This window comes from Halomonas sp. CSM-2 (assembly GCF_002119345.1).
Taxonomy (GTDB): Bacteria; Pseudomonadota; Gammaproteobacteria; order Pseudomonadales; family Halomonadaceae; genus Vreelandella; species Vreelandella janggokensis.
In genome coordinates this window covers 24655-44126 of record NZ_NBYR01000014.1, presented here as the reverse complement: position 1 = coordinate 44126, position 19472 = coordinate 24655, and the positions used below count along the sequence as shown (strand labels likewise).

19 protein-coding genes are annotated in these 19472 nt (G+C 59.1%); 13 read left to right on the top strand and 6 right to left on the bottom strand.

Annotation, left to right across the window (positions count from 1 at the left end):
- Window positions 1–8: 8 nt before the first annotated feature.
- The 5 genes from urtA (at window position 9) to urtE (ending at window position 5769) form a co-directional block, all read left to right on the top strand.
- Window positions 9–1349: an urea ABC transporter substrate-binding protein gene (urtA, locus tag B7L15_RS13205; RefSeq protein WP_085919423.1), complete on the top strand. Its 1341-nt coding sequence runs from the start codon at window positions 9–11 to the stop codon at window positions 1347–1349.
- A gap of 156 nt (window positions 1350–1505) precedes the next feature.
- The gene (gene urtB / locus B7L15_RS13200; protein ID WP_085919422.1) at window positions 1506–3095 is read left to right on the top strand and encodes an urea ABC transporter permease subunit UrtB; all 1590 of its coding nucleotides are present in this window, start codon (window positions 1506–1508) and stop codon (window positions 3093–3095) included.
- 6 nt (window positions 3096–3101) lie between these two features.
- The gene (gene urtC / locus B7L15_RS13195; RefSeq protein WP_085919421.1) at window positions 3102–4226 is read left to right on the top strand and encodes an urea ABC transporter permease subunit UrtC; all 1125 of its coding nucleotides are present in this window, start codon (window positions 3102–3104) and stop codon (window positions 4224–4226) included.
- Window positions 4223–5059, top strand: a complete 837-nt coding sequence (gene urtD / locus B7L15_RS13190) for an urea ABC transporter ATP-binding protein UrtD (RefSeq protein ID WP_085919420.1) — start codon at window positions 4223–4225, stop codon at window positions 5057–5059. The genes urtC and urtD overlap by 4 nt, the downstream gene beginning before the upstream one ends.
- A complete protein-coding gene (gene urtE, locus B7L15_RS13185; protein WP_085919419.1) occupies window positions 5059–5769 on the top strand; it encodes an urea ABC transporter ATP-binding subunit UrtE in 711 nt (236 codons plus the stop codon). The genes urtD and urtE overlap by 1 nt, the downstream gene beginning before the upstream one ends.
- Window positions 5770–5850: 81 nt before the next feature.
- Here urtE and B7L15_RS13180 read toward each other — a convergent pair whose 3' ends face one another.
- The 5 genes from B7L15_RS13180 to B7L15_RS13160 form a co-directional block, all read right to left on the bottom strand.
- Window positions 5851–6771: a metal ABC transporter permease gene (locus B7L15_RS13180; RefSeq protein ID WP_085919418.1), complete on the bottom strand. Its 921-nt coding sequence runs from the start codon at window positions 6769–6771 to the stop codon at window positions 5851–5853.
- Entirely contained in the window at window positions 6768–7880 is a 1113-nt protein-coding gene (locus tag B7L15_RS13175) for a metal ABC transporter permease (protein WP_085919417.1), read from the bottom strand. The genes B7L15_RS13180 and B7L15_RS13175 overlap by 4 nt, the downstream gene beginning before the upstream one ends.
- 3 nt (window positions 7881–7883) lie before the next feature.
- The gene (locus B7L15_RS13170) at window positions 7884–8666 is read right to left on the bottom strand and encodes a metal ABC transporter ATP-binding protein (RefSeq protein ID WP_085919416.1); all 783 of its coding nucleotides are present in this window, start codon (window positions 8664–8666) and stop codon (window positions 7884–7886) included.
- A gap of 12 nt (window positions 8667–8678) precedes the next feature.
- Window positions 8679–9656 carry a metal ABC transporter solute-binding protein, Zn/Mn family gene (locus B7L15_RS13165; protein ID WP_085919415.1) on the bottom strand — a complete coding sequence of 326 codons (978 nt, stop codon included), beginning with the start codon at window positions 9654–9656 and terminating at the stop codon, window positions 8679–8681.
- A 201-nt stretch (window positions 9657–9857) separates the two neighbouring features.
- A complete protein-coding gene (locus B7L15_RS13160; protein ID WP_085919414.1) occupies window positions 9858–11225 on the bottom strand; it encodes a PepSY-associated TM helix domain-containing protein in 1368 nt (455 codons plus the stop codon).
- 507 nt (window positions 11226–11732) lie between these two features.
- On the opposite strand from B7L15_RS13160, the gene B7L15_RS13155 reads away from it, so the two are divergent.
- The 8 genes from B7L15_RS13155 to B7L15_RS13120 all read left to right on the top strand — a co-directional run bounded on the left by B7L15_RS13155 (window position 11733) and on the right by B7L15_RS13120 (window position 19116).
- Window positions 11733–12617: an urease accessory protein UreD gene (locus B7L15_RS13155; RefSeq protein WP_085919413.1), complete on the top strand. Its 885-nt coding sequence runs from the start codon at window positions 11733–11735 to the stop codon at window positions 12615–12617.
- Between the two features lie 23 nt (window positions 12618–12640).
- Window positions 12641–12943 (top strand): urease subunit gamma, encoded by a 303-nt coding sequence (locus B7L15_RS13150; RefSeq protein WP_085919412.1) that lies wholly within the window; start codon window positions 12641–12643, stop codon window positions 12941–12943.
- Window positions 12944–12967: 24 nt separating this feature from the next.
- Window positions 12968–13288 carry an urease subunit beta gene (locus B7L15_RS13145; RefSeq protein WP_085919501.1) on the top strand — a complete coding sequence of 107 codons (321 nt, stop codon included), beginning with the start codon at window positions 12968–12970 and terminating at the stop codon, window positions 13286–13288.
- The gene (ureC, locus tag B7L15_RS13140) at window positions 13285–15000 is read left to right on the top strand and encodes an urease subunit alpha (protein ID WP_085919411.1); all 1716 of its coding nucleotides are present in this window, start codon (window positions 13285–13287) and stop codon (window positions 14998–15000) included. Before B7L15_RS13145 ends, ureC begins: the two co-directional genes overlap by 4 nt.
- 156 nt (window positions 15001–15156) lie before the next feature.
- Window positions 15157–15687, top strand: coding sequence for an urease accessory protein UreE (ureE, locus tag B7L15_RS13135; protein WP_085919410.1), 531 nt, complete (start codon window positions 15157–15159; stop codon window positions 15685–15687).
- Window positions 15677–16390 carry an urease accessory protein UreF gene (locus B7L15_RS13130; protein ID WP_369596864.1) on the top strand — a complete coding sequence of 238 codons (714 nt, stop codon included), beginning with the start codon at window positions 15677–15679 and terminating at the stop codon, window positions 16388–16390. The genes ureE and B7L15_RS13130 overlap by 11 nt, the downstream gene beginning before the upstream one ends.
- Window positions 16391–16402: 12 nt before the next feature.
- The gene (gene ureG, locus B7L15_RS13125; RefSeq protein ID WP_085919409.1) at window positions 16403–17032 is read left to right on the top strand and encodes an urease accessory protein UreG; all 630 of its coding nucleotides are present in this window, start codon (window positions 16403–16405) and stop codon (window positions 17030–17032) included.
- A 299-nt stretch (window positions 17033–17331) separates the two neighbouring features.
- Window positions 17332–19116: a methyl-accepting chemotaxis protein gene (locus tag B7L15_RS13120; RefSeq protein WP_085919408.1), complete on the top strand. Its 1785-nt coding sequence runs from the start codon at window positions 17332–17334 to the stop codon at window positions 19114–19116.
- A 100-nt stretch (window positions 19117–19216) separates the two neighbouring features.
- Here B7L15_RS13120 and B7L15_RS13115 read toward each other — a convergent pair whose 3' ends face one another.
- Window positions 19217–19462 carry a formate dehydrogenase subunit delta gene (locus B7L15_RS13115; RefSeq protein WP_085919407.1) on the bottom strand — a complete coding sequence of 82 codons (246 nt, stop codon included), beginning with the start codon at window positions 19460–19462 and terminating at the stop codon, window positions 19217–19219.
- Window positions 19463–19472: the final 10 nt, after the last annotated feature.

Genomic DNA, 19472 nt, shown 5'->3' with positions numbered 1-19472 from the left:
AGATTCAAGTGACCACTTTCCTACGCAAGACACACCCGAAGACGTCTAGAGTGTTCTCAACTGCCCTGCTGACCGCTGCTGTGATGGGGGCCAGTACCCAGGCCGTCGCACAAGACGACGACCCGATCAAAGTCGGTATCCTGCACTCGCTGTCCGGCACCATGGCCATCAGCGAAACCGTCCTTAAAGACACCGTCGAGATGCTGGTTGAGCAGCAGAATGAAGCCGGCGGCCTGCTCGGCCGTGAAATTGAACCCGTGGTGGTCGACCCTGCTTCCGACTGGCCCCTGTTTGCCGAGCGCGCCCGGGAGCTTCTTGAGCAGGAAGAAGTGGACGTCATTTTTGGTAACTGGACCTCCGTATCGCGTAAATCGGTACTGCCCGTGGTGGAAGAGTTGAACGGGCTACTGTTCTATCCGGTGCAATATGAAGGTGAAGAGTCGTCCGAAAACGTCTTCTACACCGGCGCGGCACCCAACCAGCAGGCGATTCCGGCCGTTAACTACCTGCATGATCAGGTCGGCGTGGAGCGCTGGGTCCTGGCGGGTACCGACTACGTCTATCCGCGCACCACTAACCGTATCCTGGAAGCCTACCTGAAAGAAGAATTTGGCGTGGCCGACGAAGATATCATGGTCAACTACACGCCCTTTGGTCACTCCGATTGGCAGAATATCGTGTCGGAAATTGGCCGCTTCGGCAGCGAAGGCAAGAAAACCGCCGTGGTATCCACCGTTAACGGTGATGCCAATGTGCCGTTCTACCGTGAGCTGGGCAACCAGGGTATCGACGCGGCCGATATTCCCGTCGTCGCCTTCTCGGTGGGCGAGCAGGAACTCACCGGGATCGATACTGGGCCGCTGGTGGGCCACCTGGCAGCCTGGAACTACTTCATGAGCGTGGATGCCGACGCCAACTACGACTTCATCGACGCCTGGCTTGAGCATACCGGCGAAGACGACGCCGTGACCAACGACCCGATGGAAGCCCACTACATCGGCTTCAACATGTGGGTAGAGGCTGTTCAGAAAGCCGGTACCACCGATGTGGACGCGGTTAAAGATGCCATCATCGGCGTGACCGTGCCCAACCTGTCGGGTGGTTCGGCCGCGATGATGCCCAACCACCACATCACCAAGCCGGTCATGATCGGGGAAATTCAGGACAACGGCCAGTTCGCCGTGGTTTGGGAAACGCCGTCTACCGTGGCAGGCGATGCCTGGTCGGACTACTTACCCGGTTCGCGTGATCTGATCAGCGACTGGCGCAAGCCAATGGAATGCGGCAACTACAACGTGGCGGAAAACCGCTGCATGGGTAGCGATGCTGAAGAAGCGCAGACCGAGTAAGCCTATGTCAGGGGCGGTGTAAGCCGCCCCGTTGTTGGATCCGTTTTCCCCTTATTCATCTACCCAGGCGATGCCTTGCTTATGGCACCGCCTGGGGCACGCCACTCGAAGGACTCACCCATGAGGATCCCTTGCTATTCGTGGACAGCACGTATCATGTCAAGGATCGTCACCTGTTTGCTTATCAGCCTGCTGGCCTGGTTTCCCATGGCGGTTCAGGCACAGGACGACGATGGTCAAGCGCTCCTTGAAGCGCTGGATACGCGCTCATTCGACGACAAAGCCATGGCCATCAACGCCATTATCGAAAGCGAGCAAGAGCGCGCCGACGTCTGGTTGCAGGCGCTGCTGGATAGCGACTTACAGCGACTGAAAGACGACGGCCGCTTTGTGATCGCGCTACAAACCGCGGGGCTTGACGTCACCGTTGAAGATGCCCTGACCGGGGAGGCCCTGGGCGAGGTCAGCCGCCGCGACCTGGATCGGTTAACCATCAACAACGCGCTACGCACGCAACTGCGCTCGGCGATTTCGCTGGTCGAGCTATATAACGGCGATCAAGACGCCCGTTTGGACGCGGCGAAACGGCTGATTGGCGAGGTAGAGGAAGAACAGGTCGAGCCGCTCACCAACCGGCTGGAAAACGAACCGTCGGCAGCGGTACGCGATCGGTTGAATCAAGCGCTGGCGGTCTATCGCCTCAACCAGGGCGACATCGAGGCCGTCGAGGTGCTATCGGGTAGCTTGAACAGTAACGTCCGGGTGGCGTTGGGTCGTGCTACCCAATCGGATGACCCGCAGATGGTCGACGCCGCCACCGCCGCCCTGGCCGATATCGAGCAAAACCTTAAAATCAACCGCGCCGCCGAGACGCTCTACTTCGGCCTTTCCATGGGCTCGGTGCTGGTGCTCGCGGCCATTGGCCTGGCGATCACCTTCGGCGTGATGGGCGTGATCAACATGGCCCACGGCGAGCTGATCATGCTGGGGGCCTATACCACCTGGGCCATGCAGCAACTGCTGCCCGGCCAGCCGGGGCTGGCCCTGATACTGGCGATCCCTGCCGGGTTCATGGTGTCCGCTCTGGCAGGAGTGGCGATTGAGCGTGGCGTGATTCAGTTTCTGAAAGGCCGACCGCTGGAGACATTGCTGGCCACGTTCGGTGTCAGCCTGATTCTTCAGCAGCTGGTACGCACGGTGATCTCACCGCAAAACCGCACGGTGATTACCCCGGAATGGATGAGCGGTTCGCTGATGGTGAACGATGCGCTGTCGCTAACCCTTAACCGCATGTATGTGCTGGGGTTTGCGCTGGTGGTGTTTGCGGGCCTGATACTGATCATGCGCCACACACGGCTGGGGCTTGAGGTCCGTGCGGTCACCCAGAACCGCAACATGGCCCGCTCAATGGGCATTCGCGCCACACGCGTGGATATCATGACCTTTGCGCTTGGTTCCGGCGTGGCGGGGCTTGCCGGCGTGGCACTCTCCCAGCTCACCAATGTTGGCCCCAACCTCGGCCAGAACTACATCATCGACTCCTTCATGGTGGTGGTTTTCGGTGGTGTCGGCAATCTATGGGGCACGCTGGTGGCCGGCATGTCGCTGGGCATTATCAACCAGGTGCTGGAACCCTGGGCAGGGGCGGTACTGGCGAAGATTATCGTGCTGGTATTCATCATCCTGTTTATTCAAAAGCGCCCCCGCGGACTCTTTCCGCAGAAGGGCCGGGCGGCGGAGGGCTAATCGATTATGTGGCTAACACGACCCTTCAACGAACGCTCGACGCAGATTTTTCTGCTCATACTGGTACTTGCGGTCACCGTGGTGACGGTGCTGCACCTGGCGGTACCCGCCGGGCATCCGCTGTACGTATCGGGCTATACCGTAGGACTATTGGGCAAGTATCTCACCTATGCGCTGTTGGCGGTCGCGGTGGACCTGGTGTGGGGCTATCTGGGGATTTTGAGCCTGGGGCATGGCGCCTTTTTCGCCATTGGCGGCTATGCCATGGGCATGTACCTGATGCGCCAGATCGGTGATCGCGGCACCTACGGCGCCCCTATCCTGCCCGACTTCATGGTCTTCCTGAACTGGGACAGCCTGCCGTGGTACTGGTACGGGTTTGATATGGCCTGGTTTGCCTTTGCCATGGTGCTGATAGCACCGGGGCTGCTGGCGCTGGTATTTGGCTGGTTGGCCTTTCGCTCGCGGGTCACCGGGGTGTATCTGTCGATCATCACCCAGGCGATGACTTTCGCGCTGATGCTGGCCTTCTTCCGCAACGAGATGGGCTTTGGCGGCAACAACGGCCTGACCGATTTCCGCGAGCTATTGGGTTTTGATTTGCGCAGTGAAGCCACCCGCCTCGGTTTGTTCATTGCCTCCGGGGTGGCACTGGCGTTGGGCTATTTGGTATGTCGGTCGATTGTCGGTAGCAAACTCGGTCGGGTGTGCGTCGCCACCCGCGATGCGGAAGCGCGCACGCGCTTTCTCGGCTATCGGGTGGAGCGCTTCCAGCTGTTCGTGTTTGTCGTCTCGGCCATGCTGGCGGGGGTGGCCGGGGCGCTCTACGTGCCCCAGGTGGGTATTATCAACCCCAGCGAATTTGATCCGATTTTCTCCATCGAGATAGTCCTGTGGGTGGCGCTGGGTGGCCGCGCCTCGCTTTACGGTGCGGTGATCGGCGCGGTGCTGGTGAACTACGCCAAGACCGTGTTTACCGGGGTCATGCCCGATGCCTGGCTGTTCGCGCTTGGGGGGCTGTTCGTGTTTGTCACGGTGTTCCTGCCCAAGGGCGTCGCCGGGCTCTTGGAGCGTCGTGCGCGACGTCGAGACGATACTGACGTAACGCCGGAAAAGGAGGCCACGGCATGAGTTTTTTCCAATCGTTGACCGAACGCGACCGGGTGTTCGACTTCATGACGCCCCAGTTATCGAAGGTGGACGTACGCCACGGGCCGATTCTCTACATGGAGGATGTCACCGTCAGCTTTGATGGCTTCAAGGCCATCAACAACCTGAACCTGACCATCGACGATGGCGAATTGCGCTGCATTATCGGCCCCAACGGGGCGGGTAAAACCACCATGATGGACATCATTACCGGCAAGACACGCCCAGATGAAGGCAGCGTTTGGTTCGGCAGCCGTCATAATCTGCTGCACATGAACGAGCCAGAGATTGCCAGCCTGGGCATCGGGCGCAAGTTCCAGAAGCCTACGGTGTTCGAGGCGTTGACGGTATTTGAAAACCTGGAACTGGCGATGGCGGCGGATAAGCGGATCATACCGACCCTCACCGCCCGCCTGACCGGCGAGATCAAGGACCGCATTGACGAAGTACTGGAGACCATCGGCCTGACGACGCTGCGTTATCAACCCGCGGGTATTCTTTCCCACGGCCAGAAGCAGTGGCTGGAAATCGGCATGCTATTGATGCAGCGCCCGCGCCTGCTGTTGGTGGATGAACCGGTTGCCGGTATGACCGAGCAGGAAATGGAGCGCACTGCCGAGTTGCTCACCGGCTTGGCGGGGCAGCAGTCGGTAGTGGTGGTCGAACACGACATGGGCTTTGTGCGTTCGATTGCCCGCCAGGTGACGGTCTTACACCAGGGCAGCGTGCTGGCGGAAGGTACCATGGACCAAGTCTCCAGCGACCCCAGTGTGGTTGAGGTTTACCTGGGTGCCGATGACGAGGAGGCCGCCTGATGCTAGCCATTGAAAAGCTCAATCAGTTCTACGGCGAAAGCCACACACTGTGGGACCTGGACCTTGAGGTGCCCGTCGGGCAGTGCACCTGCGTGATGGGCCGTAACGGCGTGGGCAAAACCACGCTGCTGAAGGCGGTCATGGGGGAAGTCGCGGTGAAAAGCGGTGCACTACGCTACTCGAACGGCGATACAGGCGAGGTTGAGCTGACCCAAAAAGCCGTTGAAGAACGTTCACGCCTGGGCATCGGCTATGTGCCCCAGGGGCGCCAGATTTTTCCGCTACTCACCGTGGAAGATAATCTGCGAACGGGACTGGGGGCACGCCAAGACGGGGTGAAAAAAATACCCGAGCGGGTGTATGAGCTGTTCCCGGTGCTCAAGGAAATGAAAAACCGTCGCGGCGGCGATCTCTCCGGCGGCCAGCAGCAACAGCTGGCTATCGGTCGCGCTCTGGTCATCGAGCCAAAATTGTTGATCCTGGATGAGCCCGGCGAGGGCATCCAGCCCAATATCGTCTCGCAAATCGGCCAGGTGATTCGCCAGTTGATCAACGAGGACGGCTTGACGGTACTGCTGGTAGAGCAAAAACTACCCTTTGCACGTAAATACGCCGACCGCTTCGTGATCATGGACCGCGGCCGGCCGGTGGTAAATGGCGATATCGGCGAGCTTTCCGATGAACTGATCCAGCAGCATTTGACGGTTTAGGTTATCCACAGCGGGCTGCGCTGTCTAAAAACGCTCCCACTCAATGGCAGACGTTTTGTCCCCCGGGAGTGTGATCGGCGCCTAAGATAATGAAGGCGGTTCCATCGGCGTCTGGCGTGCCCGGCGCCGCTTGATCTGCTGCGTGATAACGCCGTAGCGCGGACCGGCCAGGAAGGCAAGCATCAGGAAGATGCCGGTCATTACCGCCATCATGCCACCGATGGAGACGTTGAGGTGTACGGCGAGGTAGTAGCCACAAACGCTTGAGCCGATCGAGACCAGCGCGCCGATGACAAACATCATCCACAGTCGGTCGGTCATCAGGTACGCTGCCGAGGCCGGCACGATGGCGAAGGCGATAAACAGCACTGCCCCCACGGCGTCAAAGGCGGCCACGGCGGTTGAGCTTGTGAGCATCAGGAGCACGTAGAAGAGAACCGACGGCATGAAACCAAAGGTCTTGGCCAGTGCCGGGTCAAAGGTGGCCAGCTTCAACTCCTTATAGAACAGGAAGATAAAGCCATAATTCAGTACGGTCATCACGCTCATGGAGACCAGCGCCTGGGGGATCGGCAGGCCAAACAGATTGACCGTGTCCAGCCAGACGAAACCGATCTCACCGAGCAGGACGGTGTGGGTGTCGATATGCACGTCATGGGCATAGATGTTGAGCAGCAACACCCCGATGGAGAACAGTGCCGGAAAGACCAGGCCGATGGCGGCGTCCTGCTTGACGCGCTTGGTGCTGGCCAGTGCCTCAGTGAGCAGGACCGTCAACAGGCCGGTCAAGGCCGCTCCCACCAGTTGTACAGTTCCGCTCTGCTGCTTGGTAAGCAGCCAGACGATGACAATGCCAAAAACGATCGAGTGGCTGATGGCGTCAGACAGCATGCTGTTGCCGCGCAGTACCAGAAAGGTGCCCACCGCCGAGGAGGCAATGCCCACCATGGCGCCGACCAGCATGATCTGTAGATCCGTGCTACTGAGCAACGCCGCCATCATGATGGTGTTGCCTCAAACGTTGCGACCACTTTCTTAGCCTCCTCGTAGCCACGGGCTGTGAGCTTCCAGCGAGTGATCCGCTGCGATCCCGTCTCGTGATTGGATTGCTGTGTTAGATAGCCCTGACGCCGTAGTCGATACAGTATCAGGCGGACACCTAAGGTGTTGTAGTAGCGGGGGGGCGCGGAGGGGTGCTTGTAAAAGGCATACAGCAACTGCTGCCTACGCAACGCTCTTTTTCGCTGATAATGCTGCGCCAGGCCCCACAGCAGGCCACGTCCAGGCGCCAGTGCCAGCGAGATCAAAACAATAGTGGTGGCGGTAAGGACGATCAGTGGGCCGGTGGCCAGGCCGCGTGAGAGGGTGCTAACGGTGGCGCCGGAGACACCGCTGACAATACCGATAGCGGCAGCAATCACCAGCATGCCGCCCAGGTGGCGGCTCCACTGACGGGCGGCCGCTGCAGGCGCCACGATCATGGCGGCCATCAGAATCACACCGACCATTTGTAGGCCGACGACCACAGCCAGTGCCACCATGGCGGTGAGCGTTGCCTCAATGGCGGTGGTGGGCATACCAAGGGTGCGTGCGTACTCCGCATCGAACGTGACCAGCTTGGCCTGTTTCCAGAAAACAGCTAACAGCAGCAGGGTAATCAGCGTGATACCGCCCATCACCCATAGATCCGAGCGAAGAGTGGCAGCGGCCTGGCCGAAAAGGAAGGCTTCCAGCCCACCTTGGGAGGCATTATGGGTGTTCTGAATGTAGGTCAGTAGCACGATGCCCACGGCAAAGAAGATACTCAAGCAGATACCCAGCCCGGCATCGGTTTTCAGGCGACTCATTCGGGTCAGCATCAACATGGTCAGTGCGGCGAGCGAGCCGGTCGCCAACGAACCGACGATGATTCCACCAATATCGCGGCTGCCGGTGATGATAAAGCTTAAACAGATGCCAGGAAGTGCGGCGTGGGAAATGGCGTCGCCCAGCAGACTCTGACGGCGAAGCACCGCAAAACAGCCCAACGGGCCGCTGATCAAGCCGAGCAGTGAGGCACCCATTACCACGTTCTGGAAGGTGTAGTCAGACAGTAGATCGAACAACGGCATGCGTTATGTCACCTTCGATGCGGCAAACATGAGCGCATCACTATCGTTCAGCAGGGCGATCTGACCACCATAAGCTTGGCGCAGATGCTCGACCTTGAAGACGTCATCAGCTTGGCCACTGGCCACCACCCGGACGTTGAGCAGTAGCAGCCAGTCGAAGTAGTGCCGTACCGTCTGCAGGTCGTGGTGAACCACGATCAACGTCTTGCCCGCATCGCGCAGGCGGCGCAGGATGTCGATGATGGCTCGCTCGGTGGTTGCGTCAACTCCCGCCATGGGCTCGTCCAGAAAGTAGACATCGGCCTGTTGAACCAGCGCCCGAGCAAGAAAAACCCGCTGCTGCTGGCCGCCGGAAAGCTGGCTGATCTGACGATCGGCGAAGGCTTGCATGCCGACCATTTCCAGCGCTTCCAATGCCTCGTGGCGTTCTTTGCGGCCCGGACGCCTGAACCAACCCAGGCGCCCGTAAAGTCCCATGATGACCACATCCAGCGCCGTAGTGGGAAAGTCCCAGTCAACGCTGGAGCGTTGCGGCACGTAACCGACGCGCTTGCGTTGCGCGGCGTAAGGGCGTCCATGCACCATGACATCGCCGGACAGCGATGGGACAAGTCCGAGCAAGCTCTTGATCAGCGTGCTCTTGCCTGCGCCATTGGGACCGACAATGCCAGCCATCACGCCGGCGGGAATGTCGAGATCAATGTCCCAGAGCACGGGCTGGCTATGGTAGCTGACCGTCAGGTTGCGGATGCTTAGGGCCGGGTCGGTATTGCTAAGTGTGGCCATCAATAGGCTGCCTTATCGGATATGTTGAGCGATTTCCCACTTGCTCGCCCAGTCGTTCAACTCAGCAGGCAAGGGCGCTAGCGACCCCCCCAGCGCTTCGACAATGTGCTGGGTATTGCGATAGATCATACCCATGTAAGTGCCATCCAAGGTGCCCGCATCGCCCATGGCATCGGAGTAGAGTTCACCGCCGATCTCGACATCATGGCCGCGTTGCTCGGCCGCATCCATCACGGCCTGAACCGTACGTGGGTTGATGGTGCTTTCGATGAAGACGGCGGGTACGGACCGCTCCACGACAATATCCGCCATGCTGCGGATATCGGCAATGCCCGTTTCGGTCTCGGTGCTGATGCCTTGCACACCTTCCACTTCAATATCGTAGGCGCGGCCAAAGTAGCTGAATGCGTCGTGAGCGGTGACCAGAATGCGCTGTTCTTCAGGGATGCTGGCGATACTCTCTTTGACCCATTCATGCAGGGCAAGCAATTGAGCCTGATAGCGCTCGGTATTGGCTTCAATGGCGTCGGCGCAGTCAGGGCGCGCTTCACTGAACGTGGTGCGCAGCGTGGGCAGCGTTTGCGCCCAGAGGGAAACGTCCATCCAGAGGTGTGGGTCGATGCCGTAGATATCCTGTGCGGTAATCAAGTCGCCTGGATCGATCGAGGCGGGAGCCACCGCCAGGGTCGGTGTGCGCTCAGAGAAGTTTTCCAGCACCTCACCCAACTGCCCCTCCAGCGAGTAGCCCGAGTAGAGAATCTGTTCGGCGTCACGCAGCGTCGTCACATCATTGGCGCTCGCCTGGTAGAGATGGGGGTCAACGCCTGGACCCATCATGGCGTTCACACTGACACACTCGCCCCCGGCCTCTTGAGCAACATCGGCAATCATGCCGATGGTCGCCACCACATTGAGCGGCTCGTTGTTAGCAGAGGCCGTTGCTGCGAACGAAAGCGCTCCCAATAGCGCCACTGGGTATCTTGTTGCCATGCTGAAACTCCCACCGGTGAGTTATACTCGTCTACGTTGCTGCGCGCAACACTGTGTTGCCTCAAGTAATAAGTATAGCCTTGGCTAAGTTTCTTGCGTCAGGGATTTAATGTCAAGTGGGCAGCCGTTTGATATTGGTGGCTTTCAATCATGGAGCTGTGAAGGGCAAATCGCCCGACGCTTAACGCGCCGGGCGCTTGGTTAGACCGCTCGGCTATTCAAACGCCGCTCCTGGAGCGGACGAATAAGCAGCCAGTCAATGGCCAGCATGACGATGAGTGACGCGCCCACAAGCGGAAACAGTAGGCCGCCAACGGCCAGTATGGCGATCAGGCCGCGGAACACCCGTTTGTCCGAGGGCAGGGGTGGAACGCCCATCTTGCCCTCGGGACGGCGCTTCCACCACATCACTCCGGCTGAGACAGCTAGCAGAATAATGGCTATGCATACGGCTAGAAATAGCAGTTGATTGGCAAGCCCGAACTGCTGGCCCATATGCACGTTGATGCCAAACTCCAGCCAGCGTCCCAGCGGGCCGTAATCGGCGTAGCTCATGTCAAGCAGGCGTTCGCCGCTGTATTGGTCAAGGTGCACCACACGCTGCTGACTGAGGTCATTGGGGTAGGCGGAGCCGGTATACACGCCGGTATCGGTGTTGGGAAGGTTCACAGCGTAGCCGCGATGCAGCCCCAGCTCATCGAAGGTGGCAACGGCCTGGTCTATCCCCATTGGTGTCATGGAGGTAGACGATGTGGAGGACTCGGGCAGTTGCGCCTGCTCTAGCGACCAGGTGGTCGAGCTCTGGTCACTCAGACGGGTGTCTGACATGGGGACTTCCACGCGCACGCCCGACGGGTAGCCAAAGTTATTGCCGTTGGCCCACTGGTTGACCTGCGCACCCCAGACGCCCGACCACGGCATGCCAGTGATGGCGAGAAACACAATAAAGGCACCGACAAAAAGGCCGGTAACAGCATGGGTATCGCGCCAGAACGTCCGGCTTTTGGGTTTGCCGCGCACGCTGACGACACCCCCTGCGCCTTTACGGCGTGGCCACCATAGGTAAAGGCCGGTAAGCACCAGCAAGATTGACCAGCCGCCGGCGATTTCAATCAGTTTGCGTGCAGTGGGTCCAAAGTATTTCAAACTGTGCAGGTAACGAACGGTCCACATCACCGTGCCACGGTCATCCAGCATTCCCAGCACATTCGTGGTATACGGGTTGACGTAAACCGCCAAACGCTCGCCTCCCGCCGTTTTGACAGTGATCTCCGCCGAGCTTTCCGGGGTAGCGGGGTCAGTGAATTTGACGGCTTTACCGGGGTGGGCCGTCAGGGCCGCGCTGATCAGCGAAGAGGGCGGTTGCGTCGCCTCTTGAACGGCCACGCGCTTCATATCGGCGTGTATCAGCGCGTCCAACTCGTCTTTAAAAAGGTACAGCCCTCCCGTCATCGCCAGGGTGATCATAAACGGCAGTACCAACAGGCCTGCATAGAAGTGCCAACGCCAAACGGCGCGATAGAGGTCAGAGGCATGACGCTTGCCTGCCTGCTGAGAGGTTGTCGACATACTCAAACTCCTCGCCGCCGAACCATGGGTGCCTGGCGGATAGTTTTGAAAAACGGCCGCTGAACAAGGCGATCGTGAGGAGAACCGTGTTGGCGGTAACTGAGTAATGGGCTATGTGAGGAGCGATACCAGGCGGTATTTGCTGAACGACGTAGCTGCACGGAGGGTTACCTGAAAAGCACAGTATAAAAGCTGTGGGTAGGGCAAAGGTTAGATGGTAGCGGAAAGTGGTTGCATACACAGCCCTGAAAACGCGGTCATTTGTCACATTGTTATCGCAGGCAAGCGGCTTGGGTCGCGTCGCGGCAAGAGATAAGGCGCATATTGCACCTTATTTGTGCGCGAAGGGATCCGGTGTTTCTTTTGAGTGCATTTTTATGACGGGATTTCGACCACCACGTTGCGATGGTAGCCACTCGCTGGGCTAGTCAGTCGGTTTTCACCATTTTGGCGCATTCTTTGCATTGGAAAGTCAGTCATGCGCCAACAAGGAAGCGAAAACGCCTCATGCTGCTGAGTGAACCTGCAAGATTGGATGACACCTCCGGACACCGCTTTGATGCACAACGCCACTGGGCGGCATCGCTGGCGCTGCGCTTTGCCCATCGCCAAGGAGTCACCCGTATGGTGCAGTCGCGCCACTCGGGGCCATTACGGGTACAGCGGCCTTTTTACCCGGAAGGCCGGGATGAGGCCTGTCACGTTTATCTGCTGCACCCGCCGGGTGGGTTGGTGAGCGGTGATGCGTTGACCATCCAGGCACATGCGGAAAACGGCACCCACGCGCTGCTGACGACACCCGCCGCCAACAAGCTCTATAAAGCTGACAGCCAAGGCGTCGCCTGGACCCAGCACACCTGTCTAAGCGTTGACGACGGCGCGACCCTTGAATGGCTGCCCCAGGAAACCATTGCCTTTGACGGCTCCAGAGGCGAGCAGTATACGCAGATTGACCTTCACGGCAGTGCCCGCTGCCTGGGCTGGGAAATGATGGCGCTGGGCCGCCCGGCGAGCGAGCTGCCCTATGTGTCGGGACGCATTGAGCAGCACTTTCGTTTGACCTTGGACGGCAAGCCGCTGTGGCTGGAGCGCCAGCCCCTCGACCCTTTGCACCCGCGCTTTACCGGGCGCTGGGGGCAAGGGGGCGCGACGGTACAGGCGACGCTCTGGGCAGTGGGCATAGCCGATGTGGCGGGGGCTATCGAGGCCCTGCGCGAAGCGCTGCCTGACAACCCCCGCTGGGCCGTTACCGTGCGCCACGGCGTATTGTTGCTGCGCTATCTGGGCAACGCCCGCAATGAAGCCTGGGCGCTGTGCGAGCAGGCCTGGCATCTACTGCGCCCCCTTTGGATCGAGCGTGAAGCGCACACACCGAGAATTTGGCTAACCTAATAACTCGCTAACGGAGACGCCCTATGGAATTAACCCCGAGAGACAAAGACAAGCTATTACTGTTTTCAGCCGCCCAGCTTGCCGAGCGCCGTCGCGCACGCGGCCTGAAACTCAACTACCCCGAAGCGGTCGCGCTGATCAGTTTTGAAATCATGGAAGGCGCCCGTGACGGTCGCAGCGTGGCCGACCTGATGAGTTACGGCCGCGAGATATTAAGCCGCGACGACGTGATGGAAGGGGTGGCCGAGATGGTCGACGAGGTTCAGGTGGAAGCCACCTTCCCCGACGGCACCAAGCTGGTCACTGTTCACACCCCCATTAATTAGGAGGTCGCCATGATTCCCGGCCCAATGATTCCAGGACAGTATCAGTTAAAAGACGGCGATATCGAGCTGTGTGTCGGCCGTGAACGTATCAGCGTCGAGGTGGCCAATACCGGTGACCGGCCGATTCAGGTGGGGTCGCACTATCATTTTGCCGAGGCCAACCCGGCGCTGGTGTTTGACCGTGACAAGTCACGTGGTTATCGCCTGGACGTCGCGGCGGGCACGGCAATTCGCTTCGAGCCCGGCCAGACCCGCGAAGTTACCTTGATCCCGTATGTCGGTAAGCGGGAAATTTATGGCTTCCGCGGCGATGTGATGGGTGCGCTTGATGGAGGTAAGCAATGAAACCGGACAACAAGATCAGTCGGCAGGCCTACGCCGATATGTACGGCCCCACGGTGGGTGACCGTGTGCGGCTGGGCGACACCGAACTGTGGATTGAAGTCGAAAAGGACGCTACCCACTACGGCGACGAAGTGAAATTTGGCGGCGGCAAGGTTATCCGCGACGGCATGGGCCAAAGCCAGCGGGCCGACGACACGGTGATGGATACGGTCATCACCAATGCGCTGATCTTGGACTGGTGGGGCATCGTCAAAGCCGACGTGGGCATTCAAAGCGGCCGTATTGCCGCGATTGGCAAAGCCGGTAACCCGGATACCCAGCCGGATGTCGAGATCGTGATTGGCCCCGGCACCGAAATCATCTCCGGGGAAGGCAAGATTCTCACCGCCGGGGCGCTGGATGCCCACATTCATTTCATTTGTCCGCAGCTGGTGGAAGAAGCGCTGATGAGCGGCATTACCACCATGCTTGGCGGCGGCACGGGGCCGGCCACCGGCACGAATGCCACCACCTGCACCCCTGGCGCCTGGCATATCGGCAAAATGCTCCAGGCGGTGGACGATATGCCCATGAACATTGGCTTACTGGGCAAGGGTAACGCCAGCCTTCCCGAGTCGCTGGAAGCCCAGCTAAACGCAGGCGCCATGGGCCTCAAACTGCACGAGGACTGGGGCACGACACCCGCCTCGATCAATAACTGCCTTAACGTGGCGGATGTTTATGATGTGCAGGTGGCCATCCACACCGACACCCTGAACGAGTCGGGCTTTGTGGAAGACACCCTGAGGGCCTTTAAAGAACGCTGCATTCACACCTACCACACCGAGGGGGCCGGGGGTGGTCACGCGCCGGATATCCTCACCGCCTGCGCCAAGCCCTATGTGCTGCCGTCGTCCACCAACCCGACGCGCCCCTATACGGTCAACACCATCGACGAACACCTCGATATGCTGATGGTGTGCCACCACCTTGACCCCAATATTCCCGAAGACGTGGCTTTCGCCGACTCACGTATTCGCCGGGAAACCATCGCCGCCGAGGATATCCTCCATGACCTGGGCGTGATCTCGATGATCGCCTCGGACTCCCAGGCCATGGGGCGGGTCGGTGAAGTGGTCTGCCGCACCTGGCAAACGGCCCACAAGATGAAAGTGCAGCGCGGCCTGCTGCCGGAAGACGAGGTCCTGGGCGCCGATAATTTCCGCGCCAAGCGCTATATCGCCAAATACACCATTAACCCGGCCATCACCCACGGTATTGCCCACGAAGTCGGCTCCATCGAAGTCGGAAAAATGGCGGATCTGGTGCTTTGGAAACCGGCGTTTTTCGGTACCAAACCGGCGATGATCATCAAGGGCGGTATGATCGCGGCGGCGCCCATGGGCGACCCCAATGCGTCGATTCCCACGCCACAGCCGGTGCATTACCGTTACATGTTTGGTGCCCTGGGCCGAGCGGCCAGCCAGACCCGGCTCAGCTTTGTCAGCCAGGCGGCGCTGGATGCGGGGATTAAACAAACGCTGGGGCTGAATAGCCAACTGGCCGCGTGCAAAAACGTACGCCAGGTACGCAAGCAGGACATGAAGCTCAACGACGCCTGCCCAGAGCTGACCGTCGACCCACAGACCTACGAAGTGCGCTGTGATGGCGAAATTTTAACCTGCGAGCCCGCCACCGAGCTGCCGCTGGCCCAGCGATATCACTTGTTTTGAGCGAGGCTATTTCATTTAGGTAGAGGTGACGGGGGTAGGTCGTAGAGAGGGTCTTTTGCCACGGATGGCAAAAGTAGCGTACAGGGAGGTATTCACAGCGCCCTCTCGTAGACCTACCCCCGGCACAGCCCCATAGATAGCGAAAGGACGGTAGCAATGCTGAAACTGATAGAGCGTTTAGGGCCGATAGACGAGAGCGCCGCCAGCGATACACTCACGTTGCCTTTTGAGCTACGCATCCGCGGACGCTTGAAAGCCCAAAGCGACAGCGGTCGTGAGCTGGGGCTGTTTCTGGATCGCGGCCCGGTGTTGCGTAGTGGCGAAGGCCTAAAAGCGGAAAGTGGTGAAGTTGTGCGTGTCTGCGCCGCCGTAGAACCGGTGGTGACCGCGCGAGTAAGTGCTGGCTTACCACTGGCGCGCCTTGCTTACCACCTGGGCAATCGCCACGTACAGCTGGCGCTGGGGGAAGATGAAAAAGGCGGCTGGGTGCGCTTCCCGCCGGATCATGTACTGGAAGAGCTCGCCGAGTTGTTAGGTGCAGAATTAGAGCACCACAACGCCACCTTCGACCCGGAGCCGGGCGCCTATAATCAGGTAGGCGGCGGTGGTCACTCACATGGTCATTCTCATGACCACGACCACCCTCATGACCATTCGCACGACCATGAGCATCACCATGCCCACTGATGTCACCGCGCAAAACAGCCAAAACGATGAGCTGGCACTGCTGGGGCTGATGCAACTGGTCAGCCCGTCGCTGCCCATCGGCGCCTTTGCCTTCTCGCAAGGCCTGGAAAGTGCCTTCGAACTTGGCTGGGTAAGTGACGAAGCAAGCCTGGCCGATTGGCTAAGCGGCGTATTGGAAGACGGCTTAACCCGTTGCGAGTTACCCGTGCTGGCGCGGCTGCATCAGGCCATTGGCCAAGGCGATAGCGATACGATTGCCCAGTGGGATACGTGGCTGGCGGCAACGCGCGAAACTGCCGAGCTGGCCGCTGAAGACAGTCGCCTGGGTGCCTCACTCAAGCGTCTGCTGGGTAGCCTGAATTTGATGCCAAGTGAAGACTCACTACCGCCCTTGTTACCGGTTCAATCAGGTTATGTAACCCTGTTTGCGTACACTGCTCATACCCGTGGCGTATCCGTTCGACAAACGCTGCTCGGCTTTGCCTGGGCGTGGCTGGAAAACCAGTTGGCTGTAGCCTGCAAAGCCCTGCCCCTGGGCCACACTGCTGCCCAGCGGGTGATCGAGCAGTTGCGCCCGGCACTTGTCGGTGCCGTTGATCAGGCGATGTCGCTTGATGACGAAGAGCTCGGCCCCGTGCTACCTGGTTTGGCGCTGGCCAGCGCCTTGCACGAAACCCAATATTCACGACTGTTTAGAAGTTAGGAGATATTCATCATGACGCACTGTTTACGCGTTGGCGTGGGTGGCCCGGTTGGCTCGGGCAAAACCGCACTGTTAAAGCAGCTCTGCCTGGCGCTGCGCGACCACTACGATATCGCCGTGGTGACCAACGATATCTACACCCGCGAAGATGCTGACTTTCTGCTCAAGCACGATGCGCTGCCGGCCGACCGCATTCTAGGTGTGGAAACCGGCGGCTGCCCGCACACCGCCATTCGAGAAGATGCCTCCATGAACCTGGCGGCCATCGATGAGCTGCAGGAACGCCACCCCAAGCTGGAAATGGTGATGGTGGAGTCCGGCGGCGATAACCTGTCGGCGACCTTCAGCCCCGAGCTTTCGGATCTCACGCTTTACGTGATCGACGTATCCGCTGGCGACAAGATTCCGCGCAAGGGTGGGCCGGGCATCACCAAATCCGACCTGCTGATTATCAACAAGATCGATATCGCCGAGCAGGTGCATGCCTCGCTGGATGTGATGGAGCGCGACTCGAAAAAGATGCGCGGCGAACGGCCCTTTGTGTTCACCAATCTTTATGACGGGGTAGGGCTTGAAGAGATTATCCGCTTTATTCTCGATAAAGGGATGCTGGACGAGCGGCGGACGGCCATCGCGGGCTAAGCTGGGGTGGGCACAATAAAAAAGTCGCCCCGACCAGGCGGTTGAAGGGTCGAGGCGACTGAACAAAGGTGGGTGGCATCAAGCCTTAAAACGGGCCGTCCCTGGCCACCACACCCCTACATTGGACCGGCGCGCTTTCCATCACCTTAACTTATGTTATGAACATTCTAATTTCGCTCTGAATAGGCCAAAAACCATCGAATGGTCCTGAATAATTAAAGTTTAAACAACGTTTGTCGATAAGAAACGAATAATAATTTTAATACTTCATAACCCACAAACGTTGGAATTCGCTCACAATGACTACCTCTGAATCTCCCTCTCGCTGGGCCTTGGGCCTGCAAACCAAGGTGCTGATACTGGTCTTGCTACCCTTGTTCCTGGTCACGGTTGCCCTCGTGGGGTTTAAAGCCTACACCATGACCCAGTACGCCCGTGACACGCTCGCGGAACAGCGTGACCAATTAATTGAAGAGCGCCGCAGAGCGGTCCGCGATATTGTGCAAATGGCGAGGACTGCCATCGAACCGATTTACGAAGATGCCGGTGTTAACGATGAGGAAGCCAAGCAGCGGGTCGCCGAGATTGTGCGTTCCATGCGCTTCGAAGATAACAATTACATCTTTATCTACGACTATGACGGTAACAATATTGTGACGGCCCCCGCGCCTGAGCGCGAAGGGACCAACATGATTGATGCGCAAACGCCAGATGGCACCTACCTGATCCGCGAGATTATCGACGTTGCCCAGAGTGGCGGGGGGTTCTATAGCTATGTATGGGAATATCCAGGTACCGACGAGTTTCAACCCAAGCACTCTTATGTTGACCGCCTTGAAAAATGGGATTGGTTAATCGGTGCGGGTGTCTACGTGACCGATGTTGATGAAGCGATGACCGAACTGGAAGCCACCAAAGCGGCCGAGTTGCGCCAAGGCATCATCTTTGCCGCGCTGCTGGGGCTGGTCGTGTTTATCGTGGTTGCCCTGGTGGCGTATATTTTTGTGCGGCGCACCGTCGGTCCGATCAAGCGCACGGCTGCCGCCATGAGTGATATTGCTCAGGGCCGCGGTGACCTGACCCGGCGCCTCGCGGTGGAAAGCAACGACGAGATCGGCGAGCTGGCCGTGCAGTTCAATGCCTTTGTCGAGCGCATGCAGGACACGCTGCGAGATGTTCGCCACAGTACCTCCAGCGTCTACGATTCCGCCGGGGAGATATCCCGCAGCAGCGAGGAACTGTCGACGCGGACCGAGCAGGCGGCTGCCAACCTACAGGAAACCTCCGCCTCCATGGAGGAAATTACTTCGACGGTCAATCACAGTGCCGACAACGCCCAGCAGGCCAATAAGCTGGTGCAGTCCACAGCAGAAGTCGCTCATCAGGGCGAACAGTCCATGGAGCAGGTCGAGCGCACCATGCAGGATATCAATGCGTCGGCCAGCCGTATCAGCGATATCATTACCATGATCGATTCCATCGCCTTCCAGACCAACATCCTGGCGCTCAACGCTTCGGTGGAAGCGGCTCGAGCGGGCGAACACGGCCGTGGGTTTGCCGTGGTGGCGGAGGAAGTTCGAACCCTGGCGAGCCGTTCCAGCGACGCGTCCAAGGAAATCCGCACGCTGATTGATGCCTCGGTACAGCACACAGATTCCGGCGCCAAGCTGGTGCGCGATGCGGGCGCCACCATGCGCGAGATTGTCGAGAGCGTGGCCAAGGTGACCGATGTCATTGGCGAGATCAGTGCCGGAGCGAAAGAACAGAGCAGCGGTATTGGCCAGATCAACACCGCCGTGGCGGAAATGGATACCATGACCCAGCAAAATGCGGCCATGGTGCAACAGTCGACCACTGCTGCCGCCGATATGCGCCGCCACGCGGAGCATCTGAATCAGCTAATCAACTCTTTTGTCCTTGGCGAAGGCGAGCCACAGCATCAGGCGCTCGCCTCTCCGGCGCCTCAGCAGCGTGACAGCGATAGCGCCATGAAACGTCCCGCGCTGTCATCCCACGCCTCATCACAGCCATCGTCAAAGCCCTCACCGGCAAAGCATGCCGCAGATGACTGGGAAGAGTTCTAACGCTGACGAACAGTGCGGGCGATATCAGCACTGATGAACGATGGGGATAAAAACGGGGCTTGCCATCTGGCAAGCCCCATTGCGTTTACGTCAGTGGTGATTATCCGTTATGGCGCTTGGCCAATCTTTCCGCCAGCAAGGCGACGGCGCGCATAGCCGGCGGTGAAAGCCCAGCATCCTCGCGTTCCAGTGTGGCGACCAGGCGATGCTTCATGGAGCGCGCCCAGAAGGTTTCCAGGTGGCGGCAGGTGGCCGCGGCAGCCGTTTCTTCATCACGACCGCCGCCCAGGTTGGCGGCAATCTGGTTAGTCATGTGAATCAGCTGCGTATCTTGTTGCGATGACATTGCGTTTCTC

Coding starts and splice junctions, on each gene's coding strand:
- B7L15_RS13115 (WP_085919407.1), bottom strand. CDS start 19,462: ATGTCATCGCAACAAGATACGCAGCTGATTCACATGACTAACCAGATT.
- B7L15_RS13120 (WP_085919408.1), top strand. CDS start 17,332: ATGACTACCTCTGAATCTCCCTCTCGCTGGGCCTTGGGCCTGCAAACC.
- ureG (WP_085919409.1), top strand. CDS start 16,403: ATGACGCACTGTTTACGCGTTGGCGTGGGTGGCCCGGTTGGCTCGGGC.
- B7L15_RS13180 (WP_085919418.1), bottom strand. CDS start 6,771: ATGATGGCGGCGTTGCTCAGTAGCACGGATCTACAGATCATGCTGGTC.
- B7L15_RS13165 (WP_085919415.1), bottom strand. CDS start 9,656: ATGGCAACAAGATACCCAGTGGCGCTATTGGGAGCGCTTTCGTTCGCA.
- urtC (WP_085919421.1), top strand. CDS start 3,102: ATGTGGCTAACACGACCCTTCAACGAACGCTCGACGCAGATTTTTCTG.
- B7L15_RS13155 (WP_085919413.1), top strand. CDS start 11,733: ATGCTGCTGAGTGAACCTGCAAGATTGGATGACACCTCCGGACACCGC.
- B7L15_RS13175 (WP_085919417.1), bottom strand. CDS start 7,880: ATGCCGTTGTTCGATCTACTGTCTGACTACACCTTCCAGAACGTGGTA.
- B7L15_RS13130 (WP_369596864.1), top strand. CDS start 15,677: ATGCCCACTGATGTCACCGCGCAAAACAGCCAAAACGATGAGCTGGCA.
- urtD (WP_085919420.1), top strand. CDS start 4,223: ATGAGTTTTTTCCAATCGTTGACCGAACGCGACCGGGTGTTCGACTTC.
- B7L15_RS13170 (WP_085919416.1), bottom strand. CDS start 8,666: ATGGCCACACTTAGCAATACCGACCCGGCCCTAAGCATCCGCAACCTG.
- urtE (WP_085919419.1), top strand. CDS start 5,059: ATGCTAGCCATTGAAAAGCTCAATCAGTTCTACGGCGAAAGCCACACA.
- B7L15_RS13160 (WP_085919414.1), bottom strand. CDS start 11,225: ATGTCGACAACCTCTCAGCAGGCAGGCAAGCGTCATGCCTCTGACCTC.
- ureC (WP_085919411.1), top strand. CDS start 13,285: ATGAAACCGGACAACAAGATCAGTCGGCAGGCCTACGCCGATATGTAC.
- urtB (WP_085919422.1), top strand. CDS start 1,506: ATGTCAAGGATCGTCACCTGTTTGCTTATCAGCCTGCTGGCCTGGTTT.
- ureE (WP_085919410.1), top strand. CDS start 15,157: ATGCTGAAACTGATAGAGCGTTTAGGGCCGATAGACGAGAGCGCCGCC.
- B7L15_RS13145 (WP_085919501.1), top strand. CDS start 12,968: ATGATTCCAGGACAGTATCAGTTAAAAGACGGCGATATCGAGCTGTGT.
- B7L15_RS13150 (WP_085919412.1), top strand. CDS start 12,641: ATGGAATTAACCCCGAGAGACAAAGACAAGCTATTACTGTTTTCAGCC.